This window comes from Cohnella soli, assembly GCF_042655525.1.
In the GTDB taxonomy this organism is placed as follows: Bacteria; Bacillota; Bacilli; order Paenibacillales; family Paenibacillaceae; genus Cohnella; species Cohnella soli.
Genome location: NZ_JBHSMI010000067.1, coordinates 647,506 through 663,040, shown reverse-complemented (window position 1 = coordinate 663,040; position 15,535 = coordinate 647,506). Strand labels below are relative to the sequence as shown.

Sequence of the window (15,535 nt, the reverse complement as noted above, 5' to 3'; positions counted from 1 at the left end):
TACTGAAGCCGAACGTTGATACGGAAGCTTGCGGAAGGATGAGGCGTCATAAATGAGAATCCATATTGCGGTCGCGGATGACGATCGGGCGATTCGAGAATTGCTGCGGCTCGTGCTGAGCAAGGAAGGTTACGCGGTGCTGGAAGCGGAAGACGGGGAGCAAGCTTCTCGTCTTCTTGAGCGTGAGCAAGTGCATCTGGCGATTGTCGATGTCATGATGCCGGGCAAGGACGGGCTGGCGTTATGCCGGGAAATCCGCGAGCATTATGACATTCCGGTGCTCATGCTGACTGCCAAAGGTGCTTTGGATGACAAAGAACAAGGGTATTTGGCGGGTACGGACGACTATATGGTGAAGCCGTTCGAGCCGAAGGAGCTGCTGTTCCGCATCAAGGCATTGTTGCGTAGATACCGTCTCGCAGCTTCGGAGATTATCCGCCTTGGAGAGGTAAGCATCGACCGCGCCGGCTACGAGATTCGGGTAGACGATGTACCCATGACGATTCCGTTGCGGGAATTCGAGCTGCTGTCACTGCTTGCAAGTCAGCCCGGTCGTATTTTTACGCGGGAGCAGCTTATTCAGCTCATTTGGGGCGCGGATTACGAAGGCGACAGCCGCACCGTGGACGTGCATATTAAACGATTGAGGGAGAGGTTCGCGGACAGGCAGTCGGATTTCGTGCTGACGACGATCCGCGGTCTCGGGTACAAGCTTGAGGCGGGGGACGAATGAAGACGCTGTACGTGCGCATCGTTCTGACTTTCGCAGCGGTCGCGTTCGCAAGCGGGATTATCGGCATCGCGCTGACGAACTGGTACTACGAACGGAATATGAAAAACGACAATGAGAACAAACTCCTCGCCATGAGCAGAAGCATTGTCCAACTGCACGAGCAGAACCCGAACGTCGAGTTGGTGGCGTTCCTAGAGCATATTGCCGATCTTGGATTCCAAATCTACGCGGTTGACGAAAACATGCAGGCACATTCCTATGGGGCGCCGTTTAAGCGCGGGGTGCTATCCGATGCGGAAATTCGTTCGGTGCTCGAGGGAGAGACATACAGGGGCATGGAGGGAGAAAATCGGCGCCTTCAGCTGATCGGGCTGTTTGAGAACAGCGTGCGCAATACGATAGGCGTCCCGATTCGCACGGCCGAAGGTTCCGTCGCGTTGTTTATCCGGACGGATATGGAAAAACAAATCGGGGAAATCCGGATCATCGTCGCCGTGCTGCTCGGCGTTACTTTCGCTGCCAGTCTGGTGCTGATCGTCATGCTGAGCCGTCTGATCGTGAAACCGTTGACCGTATTAAAGCGGGCGACGCAGCGGATCGTCAAAGGCGATTTCGATATTGGTGCGGGATTGGCTTCTTCTGCTGGCAGAAAGGACGAAATCGGAGAGTTGGCAAAACATTTTGCCCATATGGCGCGGTCTCTCGGGGAACTGGATCGGATGCGGCAAGCGTTCGTCGCCAACGTCTCGCATGAATTCCAGTCGCCGTTGACGTCGATTCAAGGTTTCTCGAGGGCGATGCTGGACAAGCGGACGACGCCGGAGGAAACCGATCGTTACCTGGCCGTAATAGAGGCAGAGAGCAAACGATTATCTTCGCTCAGCAAGCAATTGCTCAAGCTCGCCGAGCTTGATCGGGAAGGCGCGCGGCTGCAGACGACAACATTCCGACTGGACGAGCAGATCCGTACGGTCATGATCACGCTGGAATGGCAATGGTCCGAGAAAAAGCTGGAGCTGGACATGGAAAACATGCCTGAGATCGAGAGCGACGCCGATGCACAATTACTGCATGAAGTATGGCTGAACTTGCTGATGAACGCCATCCGATTCACGGAGCCTGGCGGACGGATCGACGTCGCAATTCGGGAAGAAGGGGATGCGGTCGCCGTCGAAATCAGTGACACGGGTGCAGGTATACCGGATGACGAGCTTCCTTACGTATTCGACCGGTTCCATAAAGCCGACAAGGCGAGAAACCGCGCCTCTTCTGGCAGCGGGCTCGGCTTGTCCATCGTACGCGCCATCGTCGAATTGCACGGCGGCACCGTTGAGGTGCGGAGCAAATTGGGCGAGGGAACAACGTTTGTTGTTCGGCTGCCTCAACGGCGGACGGTACGGCAGTAGCGATATAAGTTGGAATGAGCCTGCGTCTTCGCAGGCTCTATTCGTTATGGTGCGATTACGAAGGTTCGCCGCCTAATTCGACGGAGCGCCTACCTGTCAGCAGCAATGTGGACCATCCGCCCCAGAAGCCGATCAGGAGCAAGAGCATATGCGGGAGCATCCCGGCGCTCGTATGCCATGAAAGGAAGGCGCTGCCGACGTACATCCACCAGAACAGCGGCGGAAGCTGCGCGACGATAAGGAGTAGAACCGACAAGAAAGTCAAACTCCAAATCAAGCGACGGAACAATGCGAAAGCCGACAGCCGAGAGATGAACGTGCCCGCGAACATCAGCAACCCGCCGTACAGCGAACATGACGCCCATAACTTGACGGCCCGCTCTTCCGAGCCGATCTCCTGACTCAAACCAGAGAGTACAGAAGGAATGTGGAAAACGGACGGCAAGTACAGCGCGCCAAGCACGACGGACAACAGGGAGGCTATACGGATAAGTGCGGTATGGCCAATGCGCGGGAAAACCATGGGCGTTCACTCCTGACGTTAAAGTTCCGTTTGTGTTACCCAATAGACGCGAGGATGAAGTGGATTGTTCCCGTTATTGGCGCTTCAGACACCATGTAGATTTTGACAACTGCGTGCGCGATTGTAAAGATCCGTTCATCGTCCGTTCACGAACCGAATCGTCGACTACAATCTTATGCTTGTGTCTCGCGACATTCGGAGTGCTCATCACGCAGCCGATGCAGGAGCTATACTTGTTCGGCTTCGCGATGGCAGCCGGCATCCTCATCGACACATTCCTCGTACGCGGCATGCTGCTCCCGGCGATTCTTGTGCTTGTGCATAAGGGAGAGCGTACGGCTGCGAATGCGACGGCGGGAGTGGAGACGGGGCAATCAGCCAGCGGATCTACGAGAATTAAGTTGTAATGGCAACAACCTTAACTCGGGGGCACGACCCAAGTTAAGGTTGTTTTGCTTGATCGCTCATTTTGACACTATACATGGGCCGCAGCTCGTAGCCACCCGTCCAAACTTTTCGCCTTACCTGTAACGATGAAATTCATCGCACCAAGCCTCCAACTGGGCCAGTTCCAAGCTGTTGCGATGTTTTTCATATTTAGAGGAGAGAAACCGGTCGATTTGAGGCTGTTGAGCGATCGTAACGATGAAATTCATCGCACCAAGACTCCGGCTGGGCCGATTCCAAGTCGTTGCGATGTTTTTCATCGTTAGCGGGGCCTGCTTCCTGATGTCAGGGCATGTTCCCTACCTGCTCATATCCCCAGTCTTCTAGCTGCTGCTGATTCGTTAGTGACAGCCGGTATGCATGTACGCGACGTTGGCCGTTACCCGCGGCAACGAAAGTCCCTTTGGCGAGCAACCCACGCAACAGCCTCCGGGCTTTCTGCGACTCGACGTCAAGCAGTCTGCGCACATCGATGGGGGCGACAGGTCTACGCAATTGCAAGGCCAGACGAACAATGTCTTTCTCCTCGGAACTTAAGCGGCCCCTCGTTTGCTCACCCAACCCTCGTTTGCCGTACACCGTGCCGATGAACTGCTGCAGCATTTGCTGACATAGTCGTGGGCGCTCCTTGACCATATTGTGCGTGTAACGAAGCACTTTCCACCCGTCGATTACCAGGTGATTTTGTCTGATCCGGTCATCGTCGAACCCGGTCAAGCTGATCTTGCGGGCGTGGGAGTCAAAGCCGTCACTTCGATGTTCAAGCGTATCGGACCTGGTAACCATGCGAAATCCAGGAAACGAGTACCGTCTCGAAAGTCGAACACCTCGTACTCGGGATGCAAATGATCGAAATGTCCTACGGCGGGCCACCAGACGTTCTCGAGTATTAGCTTCTCCAAGTAACCGTGCCCTTCTTCCAGTCGTCTCAACCGCTCGCCGTAACGCAAGTTACGATGCATCGATAGCCATTGCTCATAAGTAGCGTTGAAATCCATGAACTCCACCCTTCCGGAAAAAAATAAAGCCGCTCTTCCGGTTCAGCGCGGGGCTGACCGAAAAAGCGGCTGCGTGCTTCGCGAGCCATCTGACGGCGACGTTTCAGGTTCAGTGTACGAGGAGGCGCTCAATGCTGTCAATATGAAGAGTTTCATCTAGGCTGGGGATCGCACAATGCTGGCGGCTTTCCAGAAACCTTGATAGCTTGACAGATTGCTGGTCATTAGACATACTGGTCGTATAAGAATGTAACGGGGAAGAACCCCGGCAGAGCCGAACACAGGACGTGTTGCTTTGTCGGGGATTTTTTGTTTGCGGAGGAGGATGTGGAAGTGGCTAGAAACAAGGATGACAAAGAGCAAGTGAAGGAACAGCAGGCGACATATGACACTTATGCGGAAATGCCAGATGACGGAAATCGTTACGAGGTGTTGAACGGGACATTGGAGATGATGTCGGGTCCGAATTTAGTTCATCAAGTTGTTAGCGGTAAATTACATTTCACGCTGACGCAAAGCTGCAACTCCGAATATCTTATTTTGGTCGCACCGCTTGACGTGATTCTAAGTCGGACGAACGTCCTGCAGCCTGACCTGGTGCTCATTCATCGAAGCAGGAGCGACATCGTGACCTTTCGCGGCATTGAGGGCGCCCCTGATCTCGTCGTTGAAATTATTTCCCCGGGCTCGCGTAATCGGGATAAAGTCAGGAAGATGAAAATATACGCTCAACATCAAGTGCCGGAGTATTGGGTCATTGATCCGGTGTCGAGAACGTTAGAACAATATTTGCTCAGCGGAGAAGCTTATATAATCGGCCGTTTGTTCGAGGGCGACGAAACGGTAATCTCGGAGCGCTTGCCATGCATTTCATATTCTATTGCGGAGTTATTTAGCGACCCTGGCATACAGAAGTTTATGATGCTGAATTGATGAGGAGTTTCGATGTTAAGGTTCCCCCGGCCGACAGCCTACCGTTGACCGGGGTTCATTATTACGTTCACATCGCCCCGAGTATCAATCCTGCCAGCACGAAGGTGACCAAGTGGTAGCTGACCGTGATAAGGAACAGCTTAAGCGAGCGGCCTTCGAACAAATAGTTCATGCCGATTTTTACGGTGATGGCAACACCAACGAGCAGACCGACGCAGACGCCGGAGCCAACCGTACCGTCCGTAAGCGTAAGCAGCGCCGCAAGCACCCACGTACCGATAATGGCAGTTAGTGCTGTTAATACATATGTCGCCGCCCCGCCTCCGGACATATTTTCCGCTTTCAGTCCGATTTCTTTCATCCATGGTTTCGCGAACAGAACGGGCGAATACCATAGAAAACCGAGAACCATCGTCATGACTGTTGCGGCGAGCACTGCCCAATAATTGATGTCTGCCAAATGAACCATTTTCTTGTTGCCTCCTCTTATGGTGTAAACGTTATCTATCTGAAATATAGCACATCCCGTCGTGTCATGGTATGATTCTGAGACTATGATCGGAGAGGAAAGAGCGCTGTTGAAGACGTTGGTCATCGCGGAGAAGCCCGATATGGGCCGCAATATCGCCTCCGTTATCGAGCCCAAAGCCCAGAATAGACGCTCCTATCTAGAAGGAGAAAACTATATTATTACGTGGGCGATCGGGCACTTGATCGGACTTGCCGAGCCCGACCTCTACGACGAGAAATACAAGAAATGGCGGTTCGGCGACTTGCCGATCATCCCGGATGATTTCAAGCTGCTGCCGAACCCGAATACGAAAGACCAACTGAAAGTGATAGAGGAGCTGGCGGCCCGCAGCGGCGAACTCGTTAACGCATGCGATGCCGGGCGCGAAGGGCAGCATATTTTCTCCCTTATCGTTAGGCACTTGTCGTTGAAGCAGCCGGTCAAGCGGCTTTGGATTTCCGACTTGACGGCAGAGACGATCCGCAAAGGGTTCGACCAGCTGAAGGACAACACAGAATACGACAACTTGACGCAGGCGGCCAGGGCGCGAAGCGAAGCGGACTGGCTGATCGGCATGAACGGGTCGCGCGCGTTCACGACGAAGCACAATGAACTGTTGTCCGTCGGACGCGTTCAGACGCCGGTACTTGCGCTCATTTACGACAGGCAGAAACAGATCGAAGCGTTCGATTCGCTGAAGTTCTATGATATTACGGGTATTTTTGTCCAGGGAGACAACTCGCCTTATAAAGGAATATGGCAAGGGGACAGGCTGACCGATCCCGAGAAAGCGGAAGCGATCGCGAACAAGGTGAAGGGCAAAACCGGAACGATCGCAAGTTACGAGGTGAAGGATACGAAGGAGTATCCTTTCAAATTGTATGATTTGACGCTGCTGCAGCGGGAAGCGAACGGCAAGTTCAGCTTCTCGGCGAAGAAGACGCTTGATGTCGCGCAGGCGCTGTACGAGAAACACAAAGTGATCTCCTACCCGCGGACGAACTCGAACTACGTCAACGAGCAGAACATTCCGGAGATGCACAAAATTCTCGACGCGATGAGAAGTTCTCAGGAATATGGAGACTTCGTGCAAGGCGCGAACAAGCGGCTCGTCAGCGTAAACAACAAAAACGTGTGCAACCCGGCCAAAGTCGAAGATCACCACGCGATTATGCCGACGATGAAGAAGCCGCAGGGGCTTTCCCCGGACGAACGCAAGCTGTACGACTTGATCGTCAAGCGCTTCCTCTCGCACTTCTATCCGGCGGCGGAATATAAGGTACACACCGTGTTCACCGAGGTGGAAAAGGAATCATTCAAGACGACGGTGAAGCAACTGTTGTCGCTCGGGTGGAAGGTGATCTATGCAGCGGATGCGCCAACGTCCAAGCCGGGTTCAGCCAAGGAAAAAGACAACGGCAAGGACAAGGAAGACGGCGCCGGATCGGCCGAAGATGAGACTCTGGAGACCGACGCTCCGTTTGAAGTCGATCCTGCCAAACCGGTTGTCTGCAGCGACGTTGAAGTAAAAGAGAAAGAGACGCAGCCGCCGAAGCATTATACGGAAGGCACGTTGCTGAAAGCGATGGAAAGCGCGGGCAAGCAGATCGAAGACGAGGAACTGCGAGACGCGATGAAGGATTCCGGCCTAGGCACCCCGGCGACGCGGGCGGCGACGATCGAGCGGCTGAAAAACGTCGGATACGTCGACATGCAAGGCAAGAAGATTATGATTACGCCGAAAGGGCGTACGGCGATTGAGCTTATCCGCGGCGCGGGAGTGGAGCTTCTGACGTCGCCGGAGATGACCGGCCAGTGGGAGCGCAGACTGACGGAAATTTCCCGCGGACAAGCGTCGGCCGATACGTTCATGGGCAATGTCAAAAGGTTCACGAGGTTTATTATTGACAAGGTTAACGTTCAGAGACCAGCGGCGAAGAACGCATTTGCGAAACCGGAACCGCCTGCGAAGGGCGCTAAAGGTGCGAAAGGCTCGAAGGCTAGCGGTGACGAGGGGACTGGGGGCGCCAAAAAGACGCGGGGAACAAGCGGCAAATCGTCGGCATCCTCTTCAAAAGGAAGCTCGCCGAAAGGCGCTTCCGCAGACAAGGCTCCCGACTCCAGGACCTCCGCAACGAGGTCCTCTACCGCCCAAACTACGGATGCTTCGCCAACGTCAGGTGAACCTACGGTCATCGGCATGTGCCCGAATCCGGGCTGCGGCGGTCGCATTTTCATGGGACGCAAAGGTTACGGCTGCAGTCATTATAAGGCCGGATGTAAGTTTGTTATTTGGAAAGAAAGCTTCGGCCGTACGCTGTCCGACGCCATGGTCAAGGTGCTGGTCGAAAAAGGGCGCACTGGCAAGCTGAAATTCGGCGGGAGCGGCAGTGCCGGCGAAGAAGCGTTCGAAGCCAGAATTCGTCTGAAAGACCCTGCAACCGGCGAACTTGAGCTGGAACGGGAATAGCCAAGTAACGAAGCGATTGGCTGCATTGCCATTTCGTCGCCGATGGGCTATCGTGGAGAAGAAGTATCATGCGTGGATGAAATAAGGAAACGGGTGCTCGATGAAGTCGGGCTGAGATTGCGGCCGTATGCCGCTGACCGTCGATCTGATCTGGGTAATGCCAGCGTAGAGACGTAATAAGTCGTGCGGCCGCTGTTACGAGCGGCTTCTATGCGCTAGCTTGCCCTTTCGCGGGGCAGGCTTTTTTCTATAGGAAGAAGGAGTGAACGGGATGATCGTCATGAATGAGAAAATCAAAGCTTCGGAAGTACTGCTTACGGGCTTGAACGGAGAAAATCTGGGAGTCGTGAAGAGGGACGAGGCATTACGGCTTGCGAGGGAGGCCAAAGCCGATCTTGTGTGCACGTCGTTGTTCAGCAGCCCGCCGCCTTGCAAGCTCATTGCACGGGGGATGGCCAAGCAGGATGCGGCCAAGAGTAAGCAGGAGGAGCGGAAGAAAGATCAGCCGCTTAAGGAAAAGGAAATTCGCCTGACCGCGAACATCGAAGATCACGACTACGAGACGAAGATGAGGCAAGCGGACAAGCTGCTCGCTTCGGGCAACGCGGTCCGGCTTGTCGTGAAAATTCAAGGCAAGGAAGGGTCGAAAGCGAAAGCGTTGCTGGAGCGAATGCTGAACGATCTGGCCGCGTGCGGCAAAAAAGAAACGGGAATCCAGCTCAGCGGCAAACAAGCGGCCGTCCGGGTGCTTCCGAAGTAATCGGACGTTCGGCGGCCGCTTGGCAGCTGGTGCAATAGGTTGGAGACGACGGTTACGCTTTAAGCGCGACTGCGATTTGAGCGGCTACTTTCGCGTTGTGGTACACAAGCGCGATATTCGTATCAAGGCTGCGTCCGTTCGTCAGTTCTTTTATGCGGGCGAGCAGGAATGGCGTTACTTTTTTGCCGGCAATGTTCTGTTCCTTGGCTTCGTTCAGCGCTTGCTGAATGACACCTTCGATCTCGTCTTGCTGCAAGGCGGATTCAGCCGGAACAGGATTGGCGATAACCGCGCCGCCTTCGAGACCCAGCGCCCATTTCGTACGCAGAACGTCGGCGACTTGGGCGGGTTCGTCCAGGCGGAAGTCGACGCCGTAGCCGCTCTCGCGTGCGTAGAAAGACGGGAATTCGCTTGTTTGGTAACCGACGACTGGCACTCCATTCGTTTCGAGGAATTCGAGCGTGCGGCCGATGTCGAGAATCGACTTCGCGCCGGCACAGATGACGGCAACGTTCGTATGCGCAAGCTCGGTCAAGTCGGCGGAAATATCCATCGTTGTCTCGCCTTCGCGATGTACGCCCCCGATGCCGCCGGTCGCGAATACTTCGATGCCTGCAAGCGCTGCGCCGATCATCGTGGCGGCGACCGTCGTGGCGCCGATTTTGCCGGAGGAGAGAATGTAAGGGAAGTCGCGGCGGCTTACTTTTTCCACATTCGGCGTCGTTCCGAACGCTTCAAGCTCCTGCTCGTTCAGACCGATCTTGATTTTTCCGTCCATCATGCCGATCGTGGCCGGTACGGCGCCTTGTTCGCGGATAATCCGCTCGACGGTCTTCGCCATCTCGATGTTTTGCGGGTACGGCATACCGTGGGAAATGATTGTCGTCTCCAAGGCGACGATCGGTCGACCTTGTTCAAGCGCTTCGCGCACTTCATCGGTGAAAGTCAAGTATTTGCTGGAAAGTTCGCTGGTGATTTTGTTCATTGTAATCTCTCCTTGGCTGTATGTTGTAGCGATTGCTCGCTCAGGCTGGCGGAAACGGAATCTGCGGTTTGTAACGTTAAATGTGCGGCGGCCAATCCGAATTGGCAAGCGTCGAGATAGGTACAGTCTTGCAAAATGCCGTAAGCAACGCCTGCAACGAATGCATCCCCTGCGCCGGTCACTTCGACGACATCCGTCGGAATAGAGGCGACGAGTTTCTCGCCTTCGTCGCCGGAATAGAAGACGCCGGTGCTTCCTGCGGTAATGAAGACGTGCTGCACGCCGCGTTCGCGAATCGCGCGGCCAAGCGCAGCGTAATCCGCGGTAACGCCCGCTTCGGTGAGTCCGGCAAGCTCGACAGCTTCCTCAAGATTCGGGAAAATCGCCGTTACGCCGGTCAGATCGGCAGGCAGCTTCTTCGCTTTCTCTGACGAGACAGGGTCGATGAACAGCGGCAGCGAGTGATCCCGGCAACGTGCGACGAGCTCGCTTAAGCCGCTCTCGGCAAGATTGGCGTCCGCAATCGCAAGCTTGGAGGCGGCGATGTGCGACCATTTTTCCTGGATCAGGCGACCGTCGAACTTATCGTAAATATCCATGTCGGCGAAAGCGACGTGCATCTCCCCGGTCACGTCAAGAAAAGCGGTATACGTTCCCGTTTTCTCCTTAGGGATTACTTGACAGAGCGAGGTGTCGACGCCCGTTCGGCCAGTTTCCTTCAATACCCATTGCCCCGCTTGGTCATCGCCGACGACGGCTAGCAGCGAGACGGTTGCGGATAGCCGACCGAGATTTTCCGCGATGTTGCGGGCGACCCCGCCGCATGTTTCCTTCACGTTCGAAGGGTTGGAAGAAGCGGGACGGATCGGCCGTTTGCTTGTCGCCTTGCTGTCCAGGTTGGCGCCGCCGATGCAAAGAACGGAGTTATCTTCGGGAAGCACGTAAGCCCGTCCGCGCAAATTGCCTTTTTTCGTTAACGAGGCGATGTAGCCAGCGACGGCCGATCTCGAAATGCCGATGGCGGCAGCGATCTCGTTCTGCGATATAAACGGATTGCGGCGGATAAGGGACATAATTTGTTGTTCGCGATCCATTCGGTTACTCTCCTTCCCGCCGTGGTGGCTTCAATACCGATAGTGTAATGCATTTATAGACAAATGTCTATTGTATAAACTTTTGTTTTATTTCAAAAAATGGAGTTGAACGTATGGTACGCATACCGAATCGCATGGTCGAGGAAATTAGAAAAGACGCTGACGCAAGAGGGGCGAACGGTTCTTTGTCGTCCGCCATCGTCGACTATATGTTCGAAGCGGGATTGTTTAAGCTGTTCGTGCCGACAGCGCTTGGCGGATCTGGGCTAACGTTGCCCGAAGCGCTGCGCGTGTTCGAGCAAGCGTCCTGGGCGGACGGCAGCTTCGGGTGGCTGGCGACGATTGGATCGGGCGGCGGTTTCTTCTCTGCGACATTGCCGTCCGAGCAGGCGCAGGAGCTTTTTGGTCATGACAAAGCGCTCGTCGCGGGAAGCGGTCATCCGAACGGCATAGCTGTTCCGGTTGAAGGCGGTTATCTGGTCAGCGGTCGCTGGCAATATTGCAGCGGTGCCGTGTACGCGAGCTTGTTTACAGCGAATTGCCGCATTCGGAAGGCGGGTGGCGCGCAAGAGACCGGCGGTGTAGCAGGTTTGGCTCGCTCGGGTGGTTCAATGGGCGAGGACGACCTGACTAGCTCAACTGGTTCAGATTATTCCGCTGGCGAGGAGGCGATTCGCTCGTTCGCTTTTTTGCCGGACCAAGTCCGCATTGTTCGCGACTGGAACGCTTTTGGCATGAAGGCGACGGAGAGCCATTCGATCGTCGTTGACAACGCGTTCGTGCCGACAGAGCGAACATTCGATATTATGAGCGAACCGCGGTTTGACGATCCGATATTCCGTTATCCTTTTCTGCCGTTCGCACAGACGTCGTTCGCTGCCGTTTGTCTTGGCGTATGCCGACATTTCATTGAGGAAGCTCGTGTTTTCGCGGAAGCGCGAGAAGCGGATTGGGCAAACAGTCGCCCCGGAAGGTTGGCTGCGCTTCGAGATGAGGTGGAGAAGGGCGGAGCTGCGTTGCTCGTGTCCGCGGATCGCTTCTACGAGACGGTCGAACGAACATGGGATGCTTTCGTTATGAACGGGACGCTGGATGAGGTGCAATCGGACGAGGTGGGGGCGATATGCAAAGGAATGGCTCGGGACGCATTAGCGCATGCGCATATGATATTTCCACTGCTCGGCATGACGGCTTTAATGGAGGATTTGCCGCTTAACCGGATTTGGCGCGATTTGCACACGGTTGCGCAGCACTCAGCTCTGTCGTCGGTATAACAGGAGGGAGGGCGAACGGATGGAGAAGTTAAATGCTCTTGTTGTTGAACAAAGTGGAAGCGGGACTGAATTTGGCGTGAAGGCCATTGGACTGACGGAACTTCCGACAGGCGAACTGCTCGTACGCGTCGCTTATTCGAGCGTGAATTACAAAGATGCGCTTGCTTGCAGCCCAGACGGGAACGTCGCGCGAATCAATCCGCTTGTTCCGGGCATTGATTTGGCGGGTGTTGTCGTCTCAAGCGAGAGCGATGCATTTGCGCCCGGTGACGAGATCGTCGTAACGGGCTTCGAGCTGGGCGTCAGTCATTATGGCGGGTTTGCCGAATTTGCACGGGTACGTGCCGATTGGGCGGTTAAGCTTCCGCAAGGATTGACATTGCGGGAAGCGATGATCTATGGCACGGCAGGATTTACGGCGGCCATGTCCGTTCTCGCTCTGCAAGAGAACGGGGTGAAGCCGGGCAAGGGACCGGTGCTCGTGACGGGGGCGACTGGAGGCGTTGGCAGCGTGTCCGTCGCGATTCTGGCGAAGCTTGGTTACGAAATTGTTGCAAGCACGGGCAAGAAAGAAGCAGCGGATGAACTGCTTCGTCTGGGAGCGAGCAAGGTAATCGGCCGTGAGGAGTTGCTGCCGGAGAAGCCGCGCCCGCTGGATAAGATGAAGTGGGCGGGCGCCATTGATTGCGTCGGAGGTCCGACGCTAGCCGCCGTGTTAGGCGCGGTCTCCTACGGCGGCGCGGTCGCCGCCAGCGGTTTGACCGGCGGGGCGGATTTGCCGACGACGGTGTACCCGTTTATTTTGCGCGGAGTACGGCTCATCGGCATCGACTCCGTCTTCGCGCCGATGGAGCTGCGAATCCGTGTATGGGACGCGCTGGCCGGTGCGTTCAAGCCGGAGGCGCTCGCTACCCTCGCCACTGAGGTCGGGATGGCTGAGGTGCCGGATATTCTCGCGGCGATGCTGGCAGGACGCTCGCGCGGCCGCGTCATCGTTAACGTTAGCGGGAAGATCGATTAGTTGGGAGCAACGCGGATCTGTTGGCTGCCTTAGATATAGTTGCTCCTCAAGCAACTACGTCTATCCTCGCAGCAGCATCGCAGCGTTGTAGTTGCTCGCCGGGCAATTACGTCCATCCACGCAGCACCGTCGCTGCGCCGTAGTTGCCTGCTAGGCAACTAGACCCAACTACGCCATGCTCCGCAGACATCAAAAACCGAAGTAAATCCTAAAAAGGCCGGACAAACGGAGCCAACCTCCGCATGTCCGGCCTTCCACAACCTTACACCTTCGCGACGTCCACGCGCGTCGAGAAGAACGTCGCACCGCCGCCCATGTCGGACAGCCGCTGCGAGGTCAAGGCATTGACGGCTTGCACGCCGTCGTTGCCGTGCTCCCACCACAGCCCTTGCGTGACGAGCACGCCGGGCAGCACGTTCGCGCCGACTTTCAGCGTCACCCACGCTGCGCCGCGTTCATTCCACAGGCGGACACGATCGCCGTTAACCAAGCCGCGCGCCTCGGCGTCAGCCTTGTTCATGTCCGCCGTCGGCTGCTTCTCCAACCGCTTCAGCCGATCCTGGTTGCCGAACGTGGAATTGATGAAGCTGTGGTTCGGCCCGGTAACGAGCAGGAACGGTAGATCGTCCGGTTCCCGAAGCGGCACATATTCCGGCACGGGAGGCAGACCGGCGCGGCGCATCGACTCGGAGTACAGTTCGATTTTGCCGGAAGGCGTCGGAATACGTCCCGGGAACAGCGCCGGGGTTTCCAGCTTCATTTTCGCCCAGCCATCCCGCTTCAGCGTCTCATAGGTCAAGCCGTTCATATGCGGCGAATCATAATCGAGCGCTTCCCGAATCATCTGTTCCTCGGAAATGTCGAACACATCCTCCTCGAACCCCATGCGCAAGCCAAGCTCTTTAAATAGGGTGAAGTTGGATTTGCATTCGCCTAGCGGCTCGAGAATCGGTTCGTGTAATTGCAAATACAAATGCCAGTAAGAAGCGTACAAGTCCAAGTTCTCGAAGTGGCTCGTTGCCGGCAGGACGATATCCGCATAACGGCACGTATCCGTCAGAAACAAATCGTGGACCACTGTAAACAAGTCATCTCGTATCAACCCTTCCCGCACGCGGTTCTGATCCGGCGCGACGACGGCGGGGTTCGAATTGTATACGAACAAAAACTTCACAGCGGGTTCGGCCGAGAGCAGCGCGTCGCCAAGCCGATTCATATTGATCCAACGCGGCAATGGCCGCGGCATTAAATCCGGCCGTTCGACCTTCCGAACGTTATGCGAAGAATAGTAGCCGTTACCTTTAAGGGCGCCGCCGCCGCGTACGTTCCATTGACCGGTCAGTGCAGGCAAAATCGCAATCGAGCGGACGGCCATACCGCCGTTGTCGTGGTGCTGCAAGCCGTTGCCGATGCGGATGAACGCAGGGGACGCGGTGCCGTATTCGCGGGCCAGTCGTTCGACTGTCTCCGCAGGTACGCCGGTTATCGCAGCGACCGCCTCGGGAGGATACTTCTCGACTTGGGCAACCAACTCATCGTAACCGACCGTATTGGTGTCTATGAATGCCTGATCGACCAGCCCGTCTCGGATCAGAACGTGCATCATGCCTAAGGCGAGCGCGGTATCGGTACCCGGCAAAATAGCCACGAACTCGTCGGCCCAAGCGGACGTCCGGTTGCGATGCACGTCGATGTGGACGATTTTCGCTCCGCGTTTGCGGGCTTCGGTCAAATAGACGACCTGGTGCATATTCGTCGATACAATGTTACAGCCCCAGACAAGCGCGTATTTCGTATGCACCGTGTCCTCGGGATCGCAGCCTGCTCCCACGCCCATCGTATAGCGATATCCGGCCGAACCGGCGCCGTTACATATCGTCCGTTCCAACTGAGACGCGCCGAGCCGATGGAAAAACCGGCGGTCCATCCCTTCCGCGCTTAGAATGCCCATGTTGCCGTAGAAGCTGTAAGGCAATATCGCCTCCGCCCCGTCCTGCGCAATTACATCTTTCATCCGCCGGACGATTTCTTCATAAGCTTCTTCCCAAGTGATAGGCTCGAACTCGAGCGTTCCTTTCGCCCCGATCCTTCTCATGGGGTGCATCAGCCGATCCTGGTGATATACCCGCTCATGCAGGTGCCGCACTTTGTTGCAGATCGCGCCTTTCGTAACCGGATGGTCCGGATTGCCGTCGATGCCCTTGATGACGCCATCCTCCATCGTCACGTGCAAGCTGCACGTATCCGGACAATCGAAAGGGCAAACTGACCTGACGATATTTTTATTTTTTTCGACCGCGGTCGTTGTCATTGCCATTGTTCAGTCACGCTCCGTTCTTCCCCCAGTATACCGTAAAAAGCACCGCCGTTTCTGTGGTCC

16 protein-coding genes are annotated in these 15,535 nt (G+C 55.7%); 8 read left to right on the top strand and 8 right to left on the bottom strand.

Annotated elements, in window-relative coordinates; genetic code table 11:
• The first annotated feature begins 52 nt into the window (after positions 1-52).
• A complete protein-coding gene (locus ACFPOF_RS32305; RefSeq protein ID WP_378140097.1) occupies positions 53-733 on the top strand; it encodes a response regulator transcription factor in 681 nt (226 codons plus the stop codon).
• Positions 730-2,139 carry a sensor histidine kinase gene (locus ACFPOF_RS32300; RefSeq protein ID WP_378140095.1) on the top strand — a complete coding sequence of 470 codons (1,410 nt, stop codon included), beginning with the start codon at positions 730-732 and terminating at the stop codon, positions 2,137-2,139. Before ACFPOF_RS32305 ends, ACFPOF_RS32300 begins: the two co-directional genes overlap by 4 nt.
• A gap of 55 nt (positions 2,140-2,194) precedes the next feature.
• Here the strand turns inward: ACFPOF_RS32300 and ACFPOF_RS32295 are convergent, their stop codons facing one another.
• The gene (locus ACFPOF_RS32295; protein ID WP_378140093.1) at positions 2,195-2,662 is read right to left on the bottom strand and encodes a hypothetical protein; all 468 of its coding nucleotides are present in this window, start codon (positions 2,660-2,662) and stop codon (positions 2,195-2,197) included.
• 113 nt (positions 2,663-2,775) lie between these two features.
• On the opposite strand from ACFPOF_RS32295, the gene ACFPOF_RS32290 reads away from it, so the two are divergent.
• Positions 2,776-3,069 carry a hypothetical protein gene (locus ACFPOF_RS32290; RefSeq protein WP_378140091.1) on the top strand — a complete coding sequence of 98 codons (294 nt, stop codon included), beginning with the start codon at positions 2,776-2,778 and terminating at the stop codon, positions 3,067-3,069.
• A 114-nt stretch (positions 3,070-3,183) separates the two neighbouring features.
• Here the strand turns inward: ACFPOF_RS32290 and ACFPOF_RS32285 are convergent, their stop codons facing one another.
• Genes ACFPOF_RS32285 through ACFPOF_RS32275 form a run of 3 tightly spaced genes read right to left on the bottom strand, consistent with a single transcriptional unit; the run spans position 3,184 to position 4,107 of the window.
• Positions 3,184-3,369 (bottom strand): hypothetical protein, encoded by a 186-nt coding sequence (locus ACFPOF_RS32285; RefSeq protein ID WP_378140090.1) that lies wholly within the window; start codon positions 3,367-3,369, stop codon positions 3,184-3,186.
• Between the two features lie 25 nt (positions 3,370-3,394).
• Positions 3,395-3,895, bottom strand: a complete 501-nt coding sequence (locus tag ACFPOF_RS32280; RefSeq protein WP_378140088.1) for a hypothetical protein — start codon at positions 3,893-3,895, stop codon at positions 3,395-3,397.
• Positions 3,823-4,107, bottom strand: coding sequence for a hypothetical protein (locus ACFPOF_RS32275; RefSeq protein WP_378140086.1), 285 nt, complete (start codon positions 4,105-4,107; stop codon positions 3,823-3,825). The genes ACFPOF_RS32280 and ACFPOF_RS32275 overlap by 73 nt, the downstream gene beginning before the upstream one ends.
• Before the next feature lie 333 nt (positions 4,108-4,440).
• Between ACFPOF_RS32275 and ACFPOF_RS32270 the strand changes: the two genes are divergently transcribed.
• Positions 4,441-5,040, top strand: a complete 600-nt coding sequence (locus ACFPOF_RS32270; protein ID WP_378140084.1) for a Uma2 family endonuclease — start codon at positions 4,441-4,443, stop codon at positions 5,038-5,040.
• A gap of 67 nt (positions 5,041-5,107) precedes the next feature.
• Here ACFPOF_RS32270 and ACFPOF_RS32265 read toward each other — a convergent pair whose 3' ends face one another.
• Positions 5,108-5,509 (bottom strand): DUF1761 domain-containing protein, encoded by a 402-nt coding sequence (locus tag ACFPOF_RS32265; protein ID WP_378140082.1) that lies wholly within the window; start codon positions 5,507-5,509, stop codon positions 5,108-5,110.
• Positions 5,510-5,618: 109 nt separating this feature from the next.
• On the opposite strand from ACFPOF_RS32265, the gene ACFPOF_RS32260 reads away from it, so the two are divergent.
• Together ACFPOF_RS32260 and infC are read left to right on the top strand one after the other, a co-directional pair.
• Positions 5,619-8,021: a type IA DNA topoisomerase gene (locus ACFPOF_RS32260; RefSeq protein ID WP_378140080.1), complete on the top strand. Its 2,403-nt coding sequence runs from the start codon at positions 5,619-5,621 to the stop codon at positions 8,019-8,021.
• 271 nt (positions 8,022-8,292) lie between these two features.
• On the top strand, positions 8,293-8,781 hold the full coding sequence (gene infC / locus ACFPOF_RS32255) for a translation initiation factor IF-3 (protein ID WP_378140078.1): 489 nt from the start codon (positions 8,293-8,295) through the stop codon (positions 8,779-8,781).
• Positions 8,782-8,833: 52 nt separating this feature from the next.
• On the opposite strand, the gene ACFPOF_RS32250 is transcribed toward infC, so the two are convergent.
• The gene (locus tag ACFPOF_RS32250) at positions 8,834-9,766 is read right to left on the bottom strand and encodes a pseudouridine-5'-phosphate glycosidase (RefSeq protein ID WP_378140076.1); all 933 of its coding nucleotides are present in this window, start codon (positions 9,764-9,766) and stop codon (positions 8,834-8,836) included.
• Positions 9,763-10,860, bottom strand: a complete 1,098-nt coding sequence (locus ACFPOF_RS32245) for a carbohydrate kinase (RefSeq protein WP_378140074.1) — start codon at positions 10,858-10,860, stop codon at positions 9,763-9,765. The genes ACFPOF_RS32250 and ACFPOF_RS32245 overlap by 4 nt, the downstream gene beginning before the upstream one ends.
• A 113-nt stretch (positions 10,861-10,973) precedes the next feature.
• Between ACFPOF_RS32245 and ACFPOF_RS32240 the strand changes: the two genes are divergently transcribed.
• Complete coding sequence (locus tag ACFPOF_RS32240; protein WP_378140072.1) at positions 10,974-12,134, top strand: acyl-CoA dehydrogenase family protein; 1,161 nt, start codon at positions 10,974-10,976, stop codon at positions 12,132-12,134.
• A gap of 19 nt (positions 12,135-12,153) precedes the next feature.
• Positions 12,154-13,155 (top strand): oxidoreductase, encoded by a 1,002-nt coding sequence (locus ACFPOF_RS32235; RefSeq protein ID WP_378140070.1) that lies wholly within the window; start codon positions 12,154-12,156, stop codon positions 13,153-13,155.
• A gap of 262 nt (positions 13,156-13,417) precedes the next feature.
• On the opposite strand, the gene ACFPOF_RS32230 is transcribed toward ACFPOF_RS32235, so the two are convergent.
• Complete coding sequence (locus ACFPOF_RS32230) at positions 13,418-15,472, bottom strand: molybdopterin-containing oxidoreductase family protein (RefSeq protein ID WP_378140068.1); 2,055 nt, start codon at positions 15,470-15,472, stop codon at positions 13,418-13,420.
• Positions 15,473-15,535: the final 63 nt, after the last annotated feature.